Annotated in this window: 14 protein-coding genes; 3 read left to right on the forward strand and 11 right to left on the reverse strand. The window is 62.5% G+C overall.

All coding sequences use genetic code 11. The annotated features are described in order from the left end of the window. Positions 1–74: 74 nt before the first annotated feature. The 8 genes from KQ661_RS09575 to KQ661_RS22820 form a co-directional block, all read right to left on the reverse strand. On the reverse strand, positions 75–620 hold the full coding sequence (locus KQ661_RS09575; protein ID WP_216680413.1) for a hypothetical protein: 546 nt from the start codon (positions 618–620) through the stop codon (positions 75–77). 72 nt (positions 621–692) lie between these two features. Next, entirely contained in the window at positions 693–1,541 is an 849-nt protein-coding gene (locus KQ661_RS09580; protein WP_216686285.1) for a hypothetical protein, read from the reverse strand. A gap of 92 nt (positions 1,542–1,633) precedes the next feature. Beyond that, complete coding sequence (locus KQ661_RS09585; protein ID WP_216686286.1) at positions 1,634–1,837, reverse strand: hypothetical protein; 204 nt, start codon at positions 1,835–1,837, stop codon at positions 1,634–1,636. Between the two features lie 74 nt (positions 1,838–1,911). Next, complete coding sequence (locus tag KQ661_RS22550; protein WP_262898296.1) at positions 1,912–2,040, reverse strand: hypothetical protein; 129 nt, start codon at positions 2,038–2,040, stop codon at positions 1,912–1,914. 81 nt (positions 2,041–2,121) lie between these two features. After that, a complete protein-coding gene (locus tag KQ661_RS09590; protein ID WP_216680417.1) occupies positions 2,122–3,465 on the reverse strand; it encodes a sensor histidine kinase in 1,344 nt (447 codons plus the stop codon). 77 nt (positions 3,466–3,542) lie between these two features. Next, positions 3,543–4,217, reverse strand: a complete 675-nt coding sequence (locus tag KQ661_RS09595) for a response regulator transcription factor (RefSeq protein ID WP_216680418.1) — start codon at positions 4,215–4,217, stop codon at positions 3,543–3,545. Positions 4,218–4,238: 21 nt separating this feature from the next. Continuing rightward, on the reverse strand, positions 4,239–4,562 hold the full coding sequence (locus tag KQ661_RS09600; RefSeq protein ID WP_216686287.1) for a hypothetical protein: 324 nt from the start codon (positions 4,560–4,562) through the stop codon (positions 4,239–4,241). Between the two features lie 258 nt (positions 4,563–4,820). Continuing rightward, positions 4,821–5,423, reverse strand: a complete 603-nt coding sequence (locus KQ661_RS22820; protein WP_216686288.1) for a T9SS type A sorting domain-containing protein — start codon at positions 5,421–5,423, stop codon at positions 4,821–4,823. A gap of 1,211 nt (positions 5,424–6,634) precedes the next feature. On the opposite strand from KQ661_RS22820, the gene KQ661_RS09610 reads away from it, so the two are divergent. From KQ661_RS09610 to KQ661_RS09620, 3 genes are all read left to right on the forward strand, one after another. After that, positions 6,635–9,787: a glycoside hydrolase family 3 N-terminal domain-containing protein gene (locus KQ661_RS09610; RefSeq protein WP_216686289.1), complete on the forward strand. Its 3,153-nt coding sequence runs from the start codon at positions 6,635–6,637 to the stop codon at positions 9,785–9,787. Between the two features lie 245 nt (positions 9,788–10,032). Continuing rightward, positions 10,033–12,795 carry a TonB-dependent receptor gene (locus tag KQ661_RS22560; protein ID WP_216686290.1) on the forward strand — a complete coding sequence of 921 codons (2,763 nt, stop codon included), beginning with the start codon at positions 10,033–10,035 and terminating at the stop codon, positions 12,793–12,795. A gap of 98 nt (positions 12,796–12,893) precedes the next feature. Then, positions 12,894–14,519, forward strand: a complete 1,626-nt coding sequence (locus KQ661_RS09620; protein WP_216686291.1) for a 3-(methylthio)propionyl-CoA ligase — start codon at positions 12,894–12,896, stop codon at positions 14,517–14,519. A gap of 97 nt (positions 14,520–14,616) precedes the next feature. Here KQ661_RS09620 and KQ661_RS09625 read toward each other — a convergent pair whose 3' ends face one another. The 3 genes from KQ661_RS09625 to KQ661_RS09635 form a co-directional block, all read right to left on the reverse strand. Then, positions 14,617–15,330, reverse strand: a complete 714-nt coding sequence (locus KQ661_RS09625; protein WP_216686292.1) for a hypothetical protein — start codon at positions 15,328–15,330, stop codon at positions 14,617–14,619. Positions 15,331–15,401: 71 nt separating this feature from the next. Next, the gene (gene proC / locus KQ661_RS09630; protein ID WP_216680429.1) at positions 15,402–16,202 is read right to left on the reverse strand and encodes a pyrroline-5-carboxylate reductase; all 801 of its coding nucleotides are present in this window, start codon (positions 16,200–16,202) and stop codon (positions 15,402–15,404) included. 158 nt (positions 16,203–16,360) lie between these two features. Continuing rightward, complete coding sequence (locus tag KQ661_RS09635; protein WP_216686293.1) at positions 16,361–17,542, reverse strand: acyltransferase family protein; 1,182 nt, start codon at positions 17,540–17,542, stop codon at positions 16,361–16,363. Between the last annotated feature and the right edge of the window lie 124 nt (positions 17,543–17,666).

Below are 17,666 nucleotides of genomic sequence, written 5' to 3' on the forward strand. Positions count from 1 at the left end.
CCGACGCCCACAACCACCCCAATTTTCGCGTCGCGAAAATGTCCCCTCCTTGGTAAGGAGGGGAGTTGGCCGTTCTATCGGCGCACTGCCAGGCGCGCTACGGCCAGGCGGCCCAGCTCGGGGGCAATGCGCTCGCGCGAGTAGCTTTTCACGCGGCGCGGCATGCTGATAACCAGGGTGCGGGTGGGCAGCTGCACGTAGAGGTCGCCGTGGCTGTCATCATAATAGGCTTCGTGGCCCAGGCCGCTGACGGGCGAAATGCTCCGTTTCAAATCGTTGCCGGCCTGCGCAATCTGGAAGGCGGCGGCTGGGCGGAACGATACCATTACCACGGCATCGGGGCTGGCGGGCTGGTCGGCTTCCACGAAGCGGCAGGCGTCGCCTTGGGCCTGCTGCTGCACCGGGCGGCCCGTGAGGCTGGCCACCTCGCCGGGCGTGAGCAGGCCGCAGGCCTCGGTAGGCAGCGTGGCGGTGGTATCCGTTTGCACGGTGGTGGAGAGGCCGTTGCCGCCGCTGGCCTGCTCTAGCGGGGCCTGGCCGCTGCACGCGCCCAGCAGCACCGTGGCGGCCAGTGCCAACAACCGGCCGGCGGGCCCGATGGAATGAATAGAAATTCGCATAAAACGAGCGGTAAAAGTCAGTTACGTGAAATACCGTCTACGTTGGCAGGCCGAAAAAAGGCCACGCCGGGGCTACAGCGTGAGGGTGAGCCCGGCCGTCCAGATGGACAGGGCCCGCGAGTCCACATCATCGGCGGGCAGGTTCACGGGTACCACGTAGCGCCAGCCGGCCGACACGGCCAGCTTGCCCACGGTGTAAGTCACAGGCACACCAAACTCGTAATCGACGATGCCGAACCGGCGCACGTTGCGGTTTTTGGCGGCGGCGGAAGCCGGGCCGTTGCGCTTGTTCAGGGCCGCTTCGGTGAAGGACTGCGTACCGGCCGCGATGCTCACCACCGGCTCGACGCTGAAATAGTCGTGCTGGCCAAAGCCGCGCTTGGTTTCGAAGGAGCGGGAGTTTTCCAGCACCAGAAAGCCGTCGCCCTTGGCGGTGCTTTTGCCGAAGAGGTAGGTGGCGCTCAGCCGCGAGTAAAACGCGCCCCAATCCTGCCCTAGTCCGGCATCGAAGGCATTGTTCACGCCCGATTTCACCAGCTCGCTGCCCGTGGGGAAGAAGAACCGCGAATAGCTGAGCGATACATCCAGGGTTTTGCCCAGGTCGTGGTCCCAGCCCACGGTCAGGTCGGTTTCGTCGAGGGCAGTGGCGGTATTCAGCAGGTTATACAGTTCTACCGAGCCGTACAGGCCGTTTTTGGCCGAATAGGTGAGCATGGCGGCCGTGTAGGGAAAGGCAACTGCCTGCGAGCGCCCGAAGTACGTGGAGTTGCTGCCGTAGCTGAGTGCCGCGCTCAGTGAGCGGCGCGGCGCATCGGTGGTGTCGGCGGGGGCCGGGGCAGGAAAATGCAAGGCAGCCTGCGCCGCCAGCGGGCCAGCGGCCAGCAAAGCGGCGGCGGCGAATGAGCGAAAAAAAGAACCCAAGGAGAAAAGCAGAAGCAAGTGAAAGCGGGAAGATAAATAACCGAAAAAAGCCCCTTCGCGCAGCGAAGGGGCTTTGGCCGTGAGGCAAAAACCTAACGGGTGCCGTGCATGCCCTTGTGGTTGCCTTTGTGGTTGCCCTTGTGCATGCCCTTGTGACTTCCCTTGTGACCGCCTTGCTTGCCGTCAGCATGGGTGGGGTTTGGCGTAGCCGGGGTAGCGGGGGTGGCAGGCGTAGCCTGGGCCATAGCGGCGAAGGTGCACAGCATGGCAGCAGCGGACATCAGATACTTTTTCATGGGAATCAAAAAAATGAATGGGAAGAAATGGGCAATGAGCTGGCCGGGCGTTGCAGCGCCCGCCGGGTTTTGGCTTACTTGGTTTTGTGGCCGCCGTGGTGGCCGTGGTGCCCGCCATGATGGCCGCCGTGGTGGCCACCGGTGTGAGGGGTAGCTTGGGCCAGGGCAGCAAACGTGCACAGCATGGCAACGGCGGAAAGCATCAGCTTTTTCATGGGGAAATGGGTTTGGGGTTGATGATGGCTCAAACCTACTTTTCCAACATGATGCGAACATGATAAGCTCTATAACGGCTCGGCCAGGCCCGGAGCCGGGGCCGGGAAACCGAGCAAAAACGACGTGCCCAGCCCCTCAATTGAATTGACTTCGAGGCTGATGCCGTGCAGGTCGGCAATGGTGCGGGCAATGCTCAGGCCCAGGCCGTAGCTGTCGGGGTCGGCCGTGGCCCCCTTGTCGAAGCGCAGAAACAGGCGCGGCAGCTGCTCGCGGGCAATGCCCACGCCGGTGTCGCGCACTTCGAGCACGTAGCCACCGCCGGGCGTGGGCCGGCCCCGCACGTCGATGCGCCCCCCGGCTCGGTTGTACTTGATGGCGTTGCTCACCAGGTTGTAGAGCAGCGTGAAGAGCAGGCTGCGGTTGCCGTGCAGCACGGTGAAATCGGGCGTCAGGTCCTGGTGCAGGGTCAGGCCGAGCACGGCCAGGCGGTCCTGCACTTCGTCGCATACTTCGGCCACCAGCGGAGCCAGCGGCACGGTTTCGGCGCGGGCAAACTGGTCGTTCTCAATCTTCGAAATCATCAGCAGCGACCTGATGATGGTGCGCAGGCGGTGCACCGTGCGCTGCGAATCCACCACGCGCAGCTGGTTTTCATCGGATAGCGACTCATCGGCCAGCATGTTGTCGAAGCGGTACTGCAGGGCGGCCAGAGGCGTGAGCAGCTCGTGCGAGGCATCCGCGATAAACTTGCGCTCCTTCGTGAACGAGGCTTGGATGGTGGTCATCATCTCGCGCAGGCTCTCGTCGAGGTAGCGAAAGTCGTCGGTGCTGGTTTTAATGGGCGCGAAGTTGAACGCGGCGGGGTGGTGGGCATTTTTGAGTCGCTGCCGGATAATGGTGTAGAACGGCTCCAGCAGATAGCGGAAGAAGGCCACATCGGCCAGCGTGGTCAGGGCCACGGCCACCAGCAGCATGTACAGCGCGTAGTGGCGGAAGTTGCGCTCCGTTTCGCCAATGCTGCCCGTGCTGCGCCCTATTTCGAGTAGGTAGTTCTGGCCATCCTGGGCGAAGGCGTAGCTCAGCACCCGGTACTCCACAATTTCATCCTCCACGGCCCGCTTCGAGTCCTCAATCTCGTTGATGCCCGGCCCGGGCGGAATAGCCTCCAGCGAAATAAACTCCTCCTTGAGTAGGTTGTAGCTGCCATAGGAAGACTGCTCGGCGGTGATGAAAGCCGAAATGCCGTTGCGGCGCAGCAGGCGCAGCACTTTTTCCTTTTTCTGGGCCAGACGCTGGTCGGTGGCCAGCCGGGCCAGGTGGCTCATAGCCAGCGGCAGCGCCCCCGCCAGCACCAGCAGAATAACCACCCGCGACACGGCATTGAACAGGGAAAACTTGGTGCTGAGCTTCATGGGGGGTAGGAGGGTGGCGGGTATGAGGGTAGGACGTTCTTTAATTGGTCAGGCACCAGGCACCAACAACCAGAATCCTACACCCGCACCCGGTACCCGATGCCGCGCACGGTTTCGAGCCAGTCCACGTCGGCGTGCAGGCCCAGCTTCTTGCGTAGGTTTTTGATGTGGGCATCAATGTAGTTCGAATCGAAGCCCGACTCGGGCAGGTTGCCCCAGATGTGCTCGGTGAGCTGCAGGCGGGTCATTACCCGGTTTTTGTGCAGCACGAGGTAGCTCAATACGTCGAACTCCTTCACCGATAAGCTCACCTCCTGCCCGCCAAACAGCAGCCGGCGGGCCTGCAAATCGAGCTCAAACGCGCCCACCGCCGCCAGCGGCTTGTGCAGCCCGAAGCGCCGCCGCGTGATGGCGTGCATGCGGGCCAGCAGCTCGGGCAGCGAAAAGGGCTTGGCCAGGTAGTCGTCGGCGCCCAGCTCCAGGCCACTGATGCGGTCTTCCACGGCCCCGCGGGCGGTGAGGATGATGACGGCCGCCGCGAGCTCCTGCTGCTTGGCCTCGGCCAGCAGGGCCAGGCCGTCGCCGTCGGGTAGGCCCAGGTCGAGCAGCACAAAATCGAAGGGCGTATCGGCCAGCTGGGCGCGGGCCTCGCGGGCGGTGCGGGCCACCGTGCAGGCAAAGCCCTGCTGATAGAGAAAAATGCCCAGCTCGCGGGCCAGGGTGCGTTCGTCTTCGACGATGAGAACGGTCATGCGGCGCTTGGGGGGAGCTAATTAATGACGGCGGCCGTGGCCGTGGCTCGGACCCGGGCCGTGGGCGTGGTGGGCTGCCCGGCCCGCCCGGCGGCCGTGGTTGGGTTGGTTCGGGCCGTTGGGGTGGTCGGTGGGCAGGCCGTCGTCGCCCACGCGTTGGGGCTTGGGCTGGTGGCCGCTAAGCGGCACGGCCTTCACCGGCGGCTCGGGAGCTGGCGCGGGTGTGGGTACCGGCCCGGTTTGCGCCGGCTGCACAGGCAAGCCGCCCCACAGCGGACGCGCCGCCGCCGCTTGCGCACCCGACAGCAACCCCAGGCTCAGTATAAAAAAAAGTGTGCGTTTCATAGCAAATGCAGTAAGACAGGAAAAGCAGGCGTGCCGTATGCCTGAGCAAATTACAGCGGCCAGCACCGTGCCAACCCGGCAAGCGGCAGAAGCCTGGCGATAAATGGAGGCACCCGGCAGTAGCAACCGCCAAACCTACTACCCGGGCATGATGCGAACATGATAAGCTAATAGAAAAAGCCCCGCCTCTACACACGGTAGGAGCGGGGCTTTCGGATAAGTGCGGACCAGAGGCGTGGCAATGGCCCACGGCCGGCGTTACTCGCGCATCAGGCGCTGGGTGTGGTGGCCGGTCGCGCCGCTCAGCTCCAGAAAGAAGGGACCTTTGGGCAGGCTGGTGATGTCGAGGTGGTCATTGTCAGTGGCTTTGCCGCTGAGCAGGGTCTGGCCCAGGGCATTGAAAATACGGTACTGCACTGCCCCCACACCGGCGGGCATGATGAGCTGGTTCGCGCTGGGGTTGGGGTAGAACGCTACTTTGGTGCTGGCTTCGGTTTGCACGGCCACCACCGGCGAGAAGCTGAAGGTGCCATCGGTGTCTACCTGCCGCAGGCGGTAGTAGGAGGTGCCGGCGAGCGGGCGGCTATCCACAAAGGAGTAGTTGTGCGCCATGGTGGTGCTGCCCTGGCCTTTTACCGTGCCCCGCGTCTCGAACGCTTCGCCCGTAGCGCTGCGCTGAATTTCGAAACGGTCGCTGTTTTTTTCGGTAGCCGTGGCCCAGGTCAGGCTCACGCCGCCTGCTTTGGCCGTGGCATCGAAGCGGGTGAGTTCGACGGGTAGGGGGGAGCCTGAAGAAATTGTGACGTTGTCAACTACAAGGATATTCCTTCTCGAAGTATTGATGGTGATTGAAAAGCCCACGCCCGTCCGTACAGTAAAGTTGGGAAGGTTGATAGTAACGCTAGAGAGACCATTAGCCAGCGGTACAAGGACCAGCTGATTTGTTGTCCCGTCCGTAATAATGTCTGCCACATCCGTTCCAGCAGCACCCGGAAGATATGTGGCGCCATTGCCACTATTTACTGGAGGAGCAAGCGTCAAAATGGTGGAAGTTGTTGTTGGCAACGATATGCTATTGCGAGTCAGATCTACCGTAATAGAACTGTTATTTCCAAATCCATCCGTGTAAGCCGAACCACCGCTACCGTTCTGAAGGCTGCCGACGAAAAAAGTGATTTTATTATTCGAAGAATTTGCCTGAAAAAGCTGACTATCAAACGTCAGCGTTGTAGAGGAGCCAGTAAGACCGTTACCTCCATTTATTACGCCGTAGGTTCCGAAAGTTCCAACTACTGTAGGTGAGGTACTGCTAAAGTAACTACCATTCGCGCTTGCAGAAAAGCCTAGCTCGCTTCCTGTTGCTGGACTTGTGAATGCTGCATTAAAAGTTTGAGATTTGGAACTGACTTGAGCGTTTGCGCCAAACGAAATAGTTAGTAAGCTTAATGCGCAGAGAAAGATAGATTTCCGCTGGTTGCGGATTGCAGTTGCAAAAGGTAAAAAACTGTTCATGTGTAAAAGAATGTTTTATGAAATAAACTTAAAAGGAGAAGGGCGGACTTGAAAAAGACTGAGCAAGTGTAGTTGATGACTTGGCTTGCTACTAGCTGCAAGCATGCCACCAAATAAATCCAGTTGACGAGTGCGGCATTATTCAACTTTAACAGGGTAAAACGATGTAATATAGAGCCGAACCGCTTGTGTTTAATACTGGACGAAAGGAAAGATATGTGCAGTGATAAAATCAACGGTATTTAAAAAATTGATTCACAGATGCTTAATTTAGAAATAAGTTCGAAAGGTCAATACATTCTTTTTTGTTAAAACCTGCTGAGCAGGAGTTGATTAAGTGTGGATGTGGGAAAAAAACAGGTGGAAAGAGTACCCCGACTGCTATAGGCTTTCAAGATATAATGCTATTTTGCATAAATGTTCAGCTGCTATTTAGCCGGCTTGTACGGGCTTAATGTAGTTGCCGGGTTTACATGGAGAGGTAGGGCGGGGGCGCAATCTTGCTGAAAACGCAAAGCGCCTGTAAGCGCTACTTTCGCATAAACTATAGCTTCCCACCCTTGCCATTTCTCCGGATTTTCCTGCTGCTGTCATTGTTAGCAGCTCCTGTTCTAGTTTCGGCCCAGCGCCGGCCGCAAGGCCCCGTGCGCCGCCTTGCCCTACCTCGCGTAGAGGCGGCCCGCCGCGCCGCCGCGCAGGCCGCCCTTCAGCAGAAAAAACTGGCGGCTGGTGCCCCCGCGTTCACCCGCTACCTGCACTCGCCCTGGGTCGATAGCCTGATGCGCGTGCTCACACCCGACCAGCGGGCCGCGCAGCTCTTTATGGTAGCCGCCTACTCCAACCGCAAGCGCATTGATGAGGACTCGATTTCGATGCTCATTCAGCAGTATGGCATTGGCGGGCTGATATTTTTCCAGGGTGGTCCCGGCCGGCAGGCGCGCCTGCTGAACCGCTACCAGAGCCAGAGCCGCGTGCCGCTGCTGGTGGCCCTGGATGGCGAATGGGGCGTGGGCATGCGCCTGGATAGCGTAGTGAAATTCCCCTACCAGATGAGCCTGGGCGGCGAAACCGATACCGCCCTGCTCTACGACATGGGCCACGAAGTAGCCCGGCAGTTCAAGCGGCTGGGCATGCACGTCAACTTCGCGCCGGTGGTCGATGTGAATAACAACCCGGCCAACCCCGTCATCGGCTTCCGCAGCTGGGGCGAAAACCCCGCCGCCGTGGCCCGCGACGGTCGCCAGTACATGCGCGGCATGCAGGATGCCGGCATTCTGGCCGTGGCCAAGCACTTCCCCGGCCACGGCGACGTGGATGCCGACTCCCACCTGGCCCTGCCCACGGTGCGCGTGGACCGTCGCCGCCTCGATACGCTGGAGCTGCCGCCCTTCCGCAGCCTCATGGCCGGCGGGCTGGGCGGCGTGATGGTGGCCCACCTCAACGTGCCGGCCCTGGACACGGTGTACGGCCCCAGCACGCTCTCGCGGCCCATCATCACGGGCGTGCTGCGCGAGGAAATGGGCTTCAAAGGCTTGATTTTCACCGATGCTATGAACATGCGCGGCGTTATCAGCATGTTTCCGCCCGGCGAGGCCGATGTGCGCGCCATCATGGCCGGCAACGACATTCTGGAGTTCAGCAAGAACATTCCGCTGGCCCTCAAGATGGTGCGCATTGCGGTGGACAGCGGCCGGATTTCGCAGAAGGAAATCGATGAGCACTGCCGCCGCGTGCTGGCCCTCAAGCACTGGGCTGGCCTGAACCACTACCGGCCCATCGATACCAAAAACCTCTACGAAGACCTCAACGGCCCGCACGCTCAGTACCTCAGCCACCGCCTCACCGAGCTGAGCATCACGCTGCTGCGCAACCAGAAGAGCCTGCTGCCGCTCCAGCGGCTCGACACGCTGCGCATTGCTACGCTGGTGCTGGGCGGTTCCCCACGCGACACCACCGACTTCCAGAAAGCCGTGGCCGACTACGCGCCGGCCGCGCATTTCCACCTCCCGGCCATGCCCTCGCTCGACGAGCTGGCCCAGCTGCGGGCGGCCCTCAGGCCCTACAACCTCGTGCTGGTGGCGCTGCAAAACCTGGGCCGGCTGCCGGCCACCAGCTTCGGCATCACGCCCGAGGAAAACACCCTGCTCCGGGAGCTGATGGACCGTAAGCAGGCGTTGGTAATCAGCGTATTTGGCTCGGCCTATGCCGTGGATAAGGTGCGCGACCTGGACCGCGCCGCCGCCGTGGTGCTGGCGTACCAGGAAAGCGCCAATGCCCAGAATCTGGCCGCGCAGGCCATTTTTGGCGGTATCGCGGCCACGGGCCAGCTGCCGGTTACGGTGAGCAGCAAGTACCCGCGCGGCTTTGGCCTGCGCACGGCCGCCGGCTTCCGCCTGCGCTACGCCAACCCCGAGGATGTGGATATGGACGGCCGCCTCGAAGCCCGGGTGGACAGCCTCGTGGGCCGGGCGCTGGCGGCCCAGGCGTTTCCGGGGGCGCAGGTGCTCATTGCCCGGCGTGGCACGGTGGTGCTGCGCAAAAGCTATGGCAATCAAACATATGCGGGCTTCGCCGGCCTGGAGGGGGGCGAGCAGCCGGTGACGTTGAAAGCCAAAAAAGCCGCCAGAAAGGCCGCGAGAATGGAGAAAAAACGTACGCTTGCTTCCTCATCCTCATTACTGACGAGCCCGCGCCCCGTGCAGAACGACGACCTCTACGACCTGGCCTCCATGACCAAGCTGCTGGCCTCCACGCCCGCGCTGCTCCGGCTCGAAGGCGACCAGAAATTCAGCCCCGACAGTACCCTGGGCAACTACTTCTCCTTCCTGCGCGGCACCAACAAAGCCCCGCTGAAAATGCGTGATGTACTGGCTCATCAGGCGGGCTTGCAGGCCTGGATTCCGTTCTGGAAAACGTTTGTGAAGCGAAATGGCGACCTGCGCCGCCGGTTTTTCCGCACCGATTCATCGGCTCGGTTTCCGCTGCCGGCGGCGCGGGGGCTGTGGGCCCGCCGCGACATGCCAACGCGTCTTTACCAGGCCATTGGGGCGTCGCCGCTGAATGCCAAGCCGGGCTACGTGTATTCCGACCTGTCGTTTGTCCTGTATCCGGCCCTGGTGCAGGCCCGCACGGGGCTGTCGTTCGATGCCTTTTTACAGCGCGAAGTATATGGCCCGCTGGGCGCCAGTACGCTGGGCTTCCGGCCCCTGAACCGCTTTCCAATCAAGCGCATCGTACCCACCGAAGTCGATTCGGCGTTCCGGCGGCAGCTGCTGCACGGCACCGTGCACGACGAGGGCGCGGCGCTGCTCGGTGGCCTCTCGGGCCACGCCGGCCTGTTTGGCGATGCCAACGATGTGGCCAAGCTGGCCCAGACCTACGCCTGGGGCGGGCGCTACGGCGGCCAGCAGCTCTTCGACAAAACAATGCTGGCCGACTGGACCCGCTGCCAGTTCTGCCCCGACAACCGCCGCGCCCTGGCCTTCGACCGCCCCGCCGCCAACCCCACGGTGAACTCGGCCCGCAGCGCCTCGCCCGGCAGCTACGGCCATACGGACTTCACGGGCACCTACTTCTGGGTAGAGCCGGCGAAGGACCTGGTGGTGGTGCTGCTCACCAACCGCGTGCACCCCACGCGTCGGAACAACAAGCTGAGCGATTTGGGCGTGCGCTCGGCGCTGTTGCAGCTGGCCATTGAGGCGGCGCAGAGGTAGGTACCGCTCATTCTAGCCATCAAACTGAAGGTCGTGCACCAGGCCGCTCGTTCGGTAGGGCCCGACGTTCCGCCGGGAGGGGGTTGCTAATGGTTAGGAGTCCGAGTAATAGCCCGGCAACTGCCCGTTTTCACCGTTCTATATCAGTTTGCCAATTATTATTTATCCTTAATCGATAAATGTCTTTAAATAAGGACAATGCTATACTATGTTTGACACATCATTCCCACCTAATCTTTTGTCCGATGCGTCATCTCTTCTCATACATCTTGTTATGCCTGTTGCTGCCGCTGAGCGGCTGGGCCCAGAATATCCAACTCGTCAAAGGCACCGTGCAGGACGAGAGCGGCCGGCCGCTGCCTGGCGTCACGGTGCTCATCCGGGGCACGGGTATCGGCGATGCCACCAACGACCAGGGTGCCTTTGAGCTGAAGGCCGACTTTGCCAAAGCCCCCGTGGTGCTGGTGGTGTCGTTTGTGGGGTATGCCGCGCAGAGCATTCCACTGGCCGGGCCCGGCGGAGTCCTGGTGGTGAAAATGCGGCCCAGCGGCATGCTTGACCAAGTGGTGGTGTCGGCCTCGCGGGTGGAGGAAAGCATTGGCCGCGTGCCGGTGACGGTGGAAAAGCTCAGCACCCGCCAGGTGGAGCAAATTACCACGCCCGACCTGGTGTCGGGCCTGGCCCGGTTCAAGTCCATCGACGTAAGCAATTCCAGCATGCTGCTGACCAGTTTCAGCACCCGGGGCTTCAGCTCCTCGCGCTCCGACCGCGTCATTCAGCTCTCCGACTACGCCGACACCCAGCTGCCCAGCCTGAGCTCCAACTTCGGTAACCTGCTCGGCACGCCTATTCTCGACGTGGCCAGCGTGGAGGTGGTGCACGGCCCGGCCTCGGCCCTTTACGGGGCCAACGCCTTCAACGGCGTGCTGCTCACCAACTCGAAAGACCCCTTCAAGGATACCGGCCTGACCGTGCGCCTGCGCGGCGGCAACCGCGACCTGCTCGACGGGCAGATGCGCTACGCCATGAAGCTCGGCGAGCGGGTGGCGTTCAAGATTGCGGGCGGCTACATCCGGGCCCGCGACTTCACCGGCAACAACTTCGACGCCACCTCCAAGCTACTCGAACCGGCCAACAACCCCGCCGGCTCGAACCTGGGCTACGACGCGGTGAGCGTGTACGGCGACGCCGGCAACACCTTTGGGGCCACCGGTGGGGCCTTAGCCGGCAAAACCGTATTCCTGCCCGGTTTCTCGGAAGCCGACCTGATTACCGGCAAAAATGAAACCTACTCGCTGAAGGTGGCCCCGAGCGTGTCGGTGCTGCTCACCGACAATATCAAGGCCACCGCCAGCTACCGCTACGCCGCCTCCAATACCACCTTCCAGGCGGCCAGCCGCTACCGCATCGTGGATGCCGGCGCCCACCAGGGCAAGCTGGCCATCGAAGGCCGCAACTGGTTTGTGCGGGCGTTTCAGACCCGGGACTTTTCGGGCGGCCGCGACCCGCTCACCGATGGCTCCTACAACCTGGGTTTCCTGGGCGGGGTGCTGCAAACCCAGCCGGCCCTGAACGCCGCCGGCCAGCCCGTGCTCGATGCCACCGGCAACCCTGTGACCTACGCCCAGCGCTATTTCGGCACCTACGCCGCCGCCTACAACGCCGCCTTCGCCGCCAACGGGGGCAACGCCGACGCAGCCGCCCTCACGGCCCGCACCACGGCCAATACCGCCGCGCCCGTGCTGCAGCCCGGCACGCCGGAGTTTGCCGCCGCTCGCGACCGCATCATTCATAACCCCATTCCCGGGCAGGGCGCGCGGCTCATCCTGCGCTCCGTCCTCACCGAGGGCAGCGCCCAGTATAATTTCAACTCTGAGGTGGCCGACGTGGTGGTGGGCGGTTCCTACCGGCAGTACGACCTGGGCTCGGACGGCAGCCTGCTGGAGGACACGCGCGAAAGCGGCCGGATTCGCAACTACGAGTACGGGGCCTACGCCCAGGTTAGCAAAACCCTGCTCGACGACCACCTGAAGCTGGCCGCCGCCGGCCGTGTCGACCGGTTTCAGAACTTCGGCACCGCTTTTTCGCCCCGGATTTCGGCGGTGTATTCGTTGGGGGCCGAGAAGCAGCACAACTTCCGCGGCAGCTATAGCCGCGCCTTCCGGGCGGCCTCGCAGGATGCCCAGTACATCCGGCTCGACGTGGGCCGGGCCATTCTGGTGGGCAACGTGGGCGCGGGCTTCCAGGGCTATACCACCGGCCTGACCACGCAGCTGCCCGGCATCCTGGCTCCCACCCGCACCGCCGACTTGGCCGCCCTCGAGTACAAAAGCCCCGGGCTGAAGCTCGAAAAAGTGAACAGCGGCGAAGTGGGCTACCGTGGCCAGCTCACCAGCAAGCTGTTCGTCGACCTCGACTACTTCTACAGCGCCTACGACAACTTCATTGCCACCCGCAACTTCATCGGCAACCTCGACGGCAGCCGGCCTACCGTCGCCCAGATTGGGGTCGCGGCTCCTTTCCGCTTCGCCAACGCGGCGCTGCCCACCCGCGTTATCCAAATCAACACCAACGTCGACCAGACCGTGAAAAGCCAGGGCGCGGGCATCTCGGTGGGCTATGCCTTCGGCCCGGCCCTGACCGTGACCGGCAACTACAGCTACAATGAGCTTATCACCACCGATTTTCAGCCCGGTACCCTGTCGTTCTTCAACACGCCCCAGAATAAGTTCAACCTGGGCGTCGACGGCCAGCTGTTCGACCGCAAGCTGAGCTACAACGCCAACTACCGGTATGTAGATTCCTACGTGTTTGAGTCCACGTTTGCCACCGGCACCATTCCCTCGGCCCAGGTCGTGGATGCGCAGTTTGGCTACGCGGTGCCCAAGCTGCACACCACCGTACAGGTGGGCGGCACCAACCTTTTCGACAGCACCAACTTCCAGGTGTACGGCGCGGGGAGCCAGGGCCGCATCGTATACGCGGGTCTGCTGTTCGATATTAAGTAATGGCCCGTGAGAAGGGTATCCGCAGCCGTCGCGGGTGTATATTCGGGCAACTTTCGGTTCCCTTCTGTAATTCCTCCAAATCCCACCCCCGTACCCCTATGTTAGGACTAATGATGGCCGAGCCGCTTCGCGTGGCTACAATTATCGAGCACGCCGCCAAGTGGCATGGCGACACCGAAATAGTGTCGCGCCTGCCCGAGGGCGGCATCCACCGCTACACCTACGCCGATGCCAACCACCGCAGCAAGCAGCTGGCCCAGGCCCTGCTGAAGCTCGGCATTGAAAACGGCGACCGGGTGGGCACCCTGGCCTGGAACACCCACCGCCATTTCGAGCTGTACTACGGCGTGGCCGGCATCGGGGCGGTGTGCCACACCATCAATCCGCGCCTGTTTCCGGAGCAGCTCGTCTACATCATCAACCACGCCGAGGACCGGCTGCTGTTCTTCGACCTCACCTTTCTGCCCCTCGTCGAGCGCCTGGCCGCCGTGTGCCCCACCGTGGAAAAATGGGTGCTGATGGCCGGCCCCGAGCACCTGCCCAAAGAGTCGGAAATGCCCGGCCTGTGCAGCTACGAGGACTTACTGGCCGCCGAAAGCGGCGACTACGAGTGGCCCAGCTTCGATGAAAATACGGCCTGCTCGCTTTGCTATACCTCCGGCACCACCGACCAGCCCAAGGGCGTGCTCTATTCGCACCGCTCCACGCTGCTGCACGCCTTCGGCATTTCGCTGCCCGACTCGCTCGGCTGCTCGGCCCTCGATGTGATAATGCCCGTGGTGCCCATGTTCCACGTCAACGCCTGGGGGCTGCCCTACGCCGCGCCGCTCAACGGCTCGAAACTGGTGCTGCCCGGCGCGGGCATGGACAGCGCCAGCCTATTCGAGCTGATGGAGAGCGAGGGCGTGACGTTTTCGGCCGGAGTGCCCACCATCTGGTTCGCGCTGCTGCAGTTTATGCGCGAAGGCCAGCGCCATTTCACCACCCTGAAGCGCACGGTGGTGGGCGGGGCCTCGTGCCCGCCGGCCCTCATGAGAGCCTTTGAGGATGAGCTGGGCGTGACCGTGCTCCACGCCTGGGGCATGACCGAAACCAGCCCGCTGGGCACCGGCGCGCGCCTCAAGGCCAAGCACGCCGACCTCAGCCCGGCCGATAGCCTAGCCATTCGCAGCAAGCAGGGCCGGGTGGTGTTCGGCGTGGATATGAAGATTGTGGGCGATGACGGCCACGCGCTGCCGCACGACGGCGTGGCCTTCGGCGACCTGCTGGTGCGCGGGCCGTGGGTGGTGCGCGACTACTTCCGCGCCCACACGCCCGGCGAGCTCACCGCCGACGGCTGGTTCCGCACCGGCGACGTGGCCACCATCGACTCCGACGGCTATATGCAAATCACCGACCGCTCGAAGGACGTCATCAAGTCCGGCGGCGAGTGGATTTCCAGTATCGACCTCGAAAATCTGGCCGTGGCCCACCCCGCCGTGGCCGAGGCCGCCGTCATCGGCGTGCCCAGCGCCAAATGGAGCGAGCGGCCGCTGCTCATCGTGGTGCGTCGCATCGGCATGGAGCTATCAGCCGAGGAAATGCTGAATTTCTTCCGGGGCCGGGTGGCCAAGTTCTGCGAGCCCGATGCCGTGGAGTTTGTTGATTCTCTGCCGCATACGGCCACCGGGAAATTGCTGAAAACCCAGTTGCGCAAGGATTTCGCGGGGTATTCGGTGGCGTAAGTCCCGCTCCGTTCCAGGCCGGCTTAGCTCAAAACGAAACTGCCGGAAGTCGGGGCCTACCAGCCCCGGCTTCCGGCGGTTTCGTTTACTGGATTGGCTACAGGGTATCGTAGTATTTCAGCAGCTTCACAATATCGGCTTCGGCGCTTAGGTCGAGGTTTTCGCGGGTGATGTAGGCCTGCAGGGCGGGGGCCTTGGCTTTGCCCAGCACCGCAAGCACGGCCTTGGGGCTCAGGCGAATGGGCTCAATGGTGTTGTCGGTGTTTTTGAGGTAAAAAACACTGGTTTCAACCCAGTGGTCACTGCTGCGGCCGGCCAGCGAAGGTCCATTATTGGCGTGAAAAAGTGTTCGGCTACGCTTTCGCAACAGGGCGGAGCGGCCGGCATCGTACCGCACCTCAAAAAAGGCCGTGCGCAGCGGCAGCTCTCGGATATGGGCATCGAGGTAGCGACGGTACAAGCAGCGGGTGCCGCGGAGCGAGTCGCCGAGTGAGAATTCAGTTATCGCGCTGGTATTCAGTTCCAACGAGTCGCCGTTGGGGCGGCGCCACAGCAGGCGGTCGCCATGCAGGTCATACTTCAGCCAGGGCTGGGGCACGGTGCCAGCAGTCATTTTCACGGTGCCGCGCGTCCAATAAGGCAGCAGGAATGAGCTGCCCGACACGGGTATGTCTCCAAGCTGGCCCTTGCCTTTGGCTAGCTCACGGTTCAGTACATCGGCATTGGTAGGGGCGGTGGCACTGATGGCACTCTGGGCGCGGGCGGCCGGGACGGCCAGGCTGAGGAGTAAGGAGCAAAGTAGCAGGCGCATAACCAGGAAAGGAGAAAAGGAATGCTAATGTAGCAAAGTGTCCGGGGTGGTAATCCAGCGCCGCGACTTTTTTATTTCCCTAGCTCCTCGGCCCGGTCCCGCGCCGCGCCGGCCCCGGCCATCAGGCCCTCGCGCACGGCACCCGCGCCGAAGGCTCCCAGCGCTGCCTCGGTGGTGCCGCCCTTGGAGGCCACTTTGGTAATCCAGTCCTGGCAGCTCAGGCCCGATTGGGAGTACAGCTCTACCGCGCCGCGAAACGTCTGGCTCACCAGCAGCTCAGCTTCGGCTCCGCTGAAACCCATTTGGGCGGCGGCAGCCATCAGGGCTTCCATGCAGTAGTACACGTAGGCCGGGCCGCTGCCCGAAATGGCCGTACTGGCGTCGATGGCGCTTTCGTTTTCGACGTAAACTGTCTTGCCGGTGGTGCTCAGCAGGTTTTGTACCTGTACCAGCTCGGCGCGGCTCACCTCGTCGGTGCTGGTGAAGGCCGTCATGCCCATGCCAATCTGGGCGGGTAGGTTGGGCATGGCCCGAATGATTTTGGGCGTGCCTAGGGCCTCGCGCAGGGTATCAATCCGCACGCCGGCCATGATGCTCAGGATGAGCTGCTGGGGCTGAACCAGGCCCTTTAGCGCCGCGAACAGCGCCGGCGAGTCCTGCGGCTTCACGGCTAAGATGAGGATGTCGGCCCCCGGCACGCACTCGGCGGGCGAGCCCCAGACTGTGCCGATTTCGTGGGCGGCCAGGGCCGGTACGCGCTCGGGCGAGCGGGCCAGCAGGCGTAGGTCGAGCCGCGAGGTGATGTGGGCGCGCACGAAGCTGCGGGCGTAGGTGAGGCCCATGTTGCCGCCGCCGATGATGAGGATTTTCATGCTGATGAATACTTGCTAAACACCGCAAGAACGTCATGCCGAGCGCAGCCGAGGCATCTCGCTTGGGATAGTAAACCCATTCGATTAGATTACTATCCCGAGTGAGATGCCTCGGCTGCGCTCGGCATGACGTTCAATTTAGGGGAAACCGGTCACCCTCACACCTTCAGCACCACGCCCTTCTTATACATCCAGCTCAGAATAAAATACCAGATAACGATAAGCGTGGCCGCACCCACCAGCGAAGCCGTGCGCGGGTCGGTGAAATGCGGGGCGATGCCCCATTCATACAGCCACTCCTTCATACTGCCGGTTTTGCCGCCGGGCAGGGCCAGCTGGAACAGCCCGAACGTGCGCGAAAGCAGCGCCGAGAGGCAGAACACGAGGATGGCATTGACGCCGTAGACCAGCGCCGGGCGCGTCCAGGCGCGGTAGCCCTGCACGTCGCAAATCCAGTAGAGCGCCGCCAGGCCGGCCATGGCCAGCCCGCCGGTGTAAAGCACGTAGGGGCTGCTCCACAGCGCTTTATTGATGGGGAACCACGGGGCCCAGCACAGGCCGAGCAGGCTGAGGCCGCCGCCGGCCACGAACAGCCAGGCTACTTTGGCGGCCGGCTCCGGGCCTTTGTGGCGCAGCCATTGGGCCGTGAGGCTGCCTAGTAGGCCGGTAGCCAGCGCCGGCAGGGTGCCGAGCAAGCCTTCGGGGTCCCAGGTTTTGCTTTGTTTCCAGAGGTGGGCTTCGGTGAAGATGGTGCGGTCGAGCCAGGCCCCGAGGTTGGTGGTAGGCTCCAGGTTGGCGGGGCCAAAGCCGGGCACGGGCACCAGCTGCATCAGTACCGCGTAGCCAATCAGGAAGCTGATAATCAGCCATGCCTGGGTGCGCCAGCTGGTTTTCAGGAAGATGAACCCGCACCCCAGAAACACCAGCGCAATGCGCGCCAACACGCCCATAATCCGCACGGTGCTGAAGTCGAATTTCGGGTAGAGTGACAGCAGCAGGCCCAGGCCGAATAGCACGGCCGCCCGGCGCAGCACCCGCAGCAGCACCGCGCCCTGTGGCCCGCCCTGGCGCTTTATGCCGTCCAAGGCATACACCAGGCTTACGCCTACGATGAACAGGAAAAACGGAAAAATGAGGTCCGTGGGGGTGCAGCCATTCCATTCGGCGTGCTCGAAGGGTGGGTAGATGTGGCCCCAGTCGCCGGGGTTGTTCACCAGAATCATGGCCATCACGGTGAGGCCGCGAAATACGTCGAGGCTGATGAGGCGGCCGGGCTGGGAGGCCTCGGCCAGGGGCAGGGTGCCGGTGGTTTCGAGGGCGGCCTGGGTGGTGCGTTGCATGGGCGGGCGGGTGGGGATGGGTTTCAAAGAACGTCATGCAGAGCGCAGCGAAGCATCTTTACCGCAATAGTAAAATCAATTAGTTGCGCGGTAAAGATGCTTCGCTGCGCTCTGCATGACGGGC

It is taken from the genome of Hymenobacter siberiensis, from assembly GCF_018967845.1.
Lineage (GTDB): Bacteria > Bacteroidota > Bacteroidia > Cytophagales > Hymenobacteraceae > Hymenobacter > Hymenobacter siberiensis.

What these genes read in the sequence shown, in the direction of transcription:
- KQ661_RS09625 (WP_216686292.1), bottom strand. Translation starts at nt 15,330, where the DNA reads ATGCGCCTGCTACTTTGCTCCTTACTCCTCAGCCTGGCCGTCCCGGCC.
- KQ661_RS09585 (WP_216686286.1), bottom strand. Translation starts at nt 1,837, where the DNA reads ATGAAAAAGTATCTGATGTCCGCTGCTGCCATGCTGTGCACCTTCGCC.
- KQ661_RS09575 (WP_216680413.1), bottom strand. Translation starts at nt 620, where the DNA reads ATGCGAATTTCTATTCATTCCATCGGGCCCGCCGGCCGGTTGTTGGCA.
- KQ661_RS09590 (WP_216680417.1), bottom strand. Translation starts at nt 3,465, where the DNA reads ATGAAGCTCAGCACCAAGTTTTCCCTGTTCAATGCCGTGTCGCGGGTG.
- proC (WP_216680429.1), bottom strand. Translation starts at nt 16,202, where the DNA reads ATGAAAATCCTCATCATCGGCGGCGGCAACATGGGCCTCACCTACGCC.
- KQ661_RS22560 (WP_216686290.1), top strand. Translation starts at nt 10,033, where the DNA reads ATGCGTCATCTCTTCTCATACATCTTGTTATGCCTGTTGCTGCCGCTG.
- KQ661_RS09635 (WP_216686293.1), bottom strand. Translation starts at nt 17,542, where the DNA reads ATGCAACGCACCACCCAGGCCGCCCTCGAAACCACCGGCACCCTGCCC.
- KQ661_RS22550 (WP_262898296.1), bottom strand. Translation starts at nt 2,040, where the DNA reads ATGCTTTCCGCCGTTGCCATGCTGTGCACGTTTGCTGCCCTGGCCCAA.
- KQ661_RS09600 (WP_216686287.1), bottom strand. Translation starts at nt 4,562, where the DNA reads ATGAAACGCACACTTTTTTTTATACTGAGCCTGGGGTTGCTGTCGGGT.
- KQ661_RS09595 (WP_216680418.1), bottom strand. Translation starts at nt 4,217, where the DNA reads ATGACCGTTCTCATCGTCGAAGACGAACGCACCCTGGCCCGCGAGCTG.
- KQ661_RS09620 (WP_216686291.1), top strand. Translation starts at nt 12,894, where the DNA reads ATGTTAGGACTAATGATGGCCGAGCCGCTTCGCGTGGCTACAATTATC.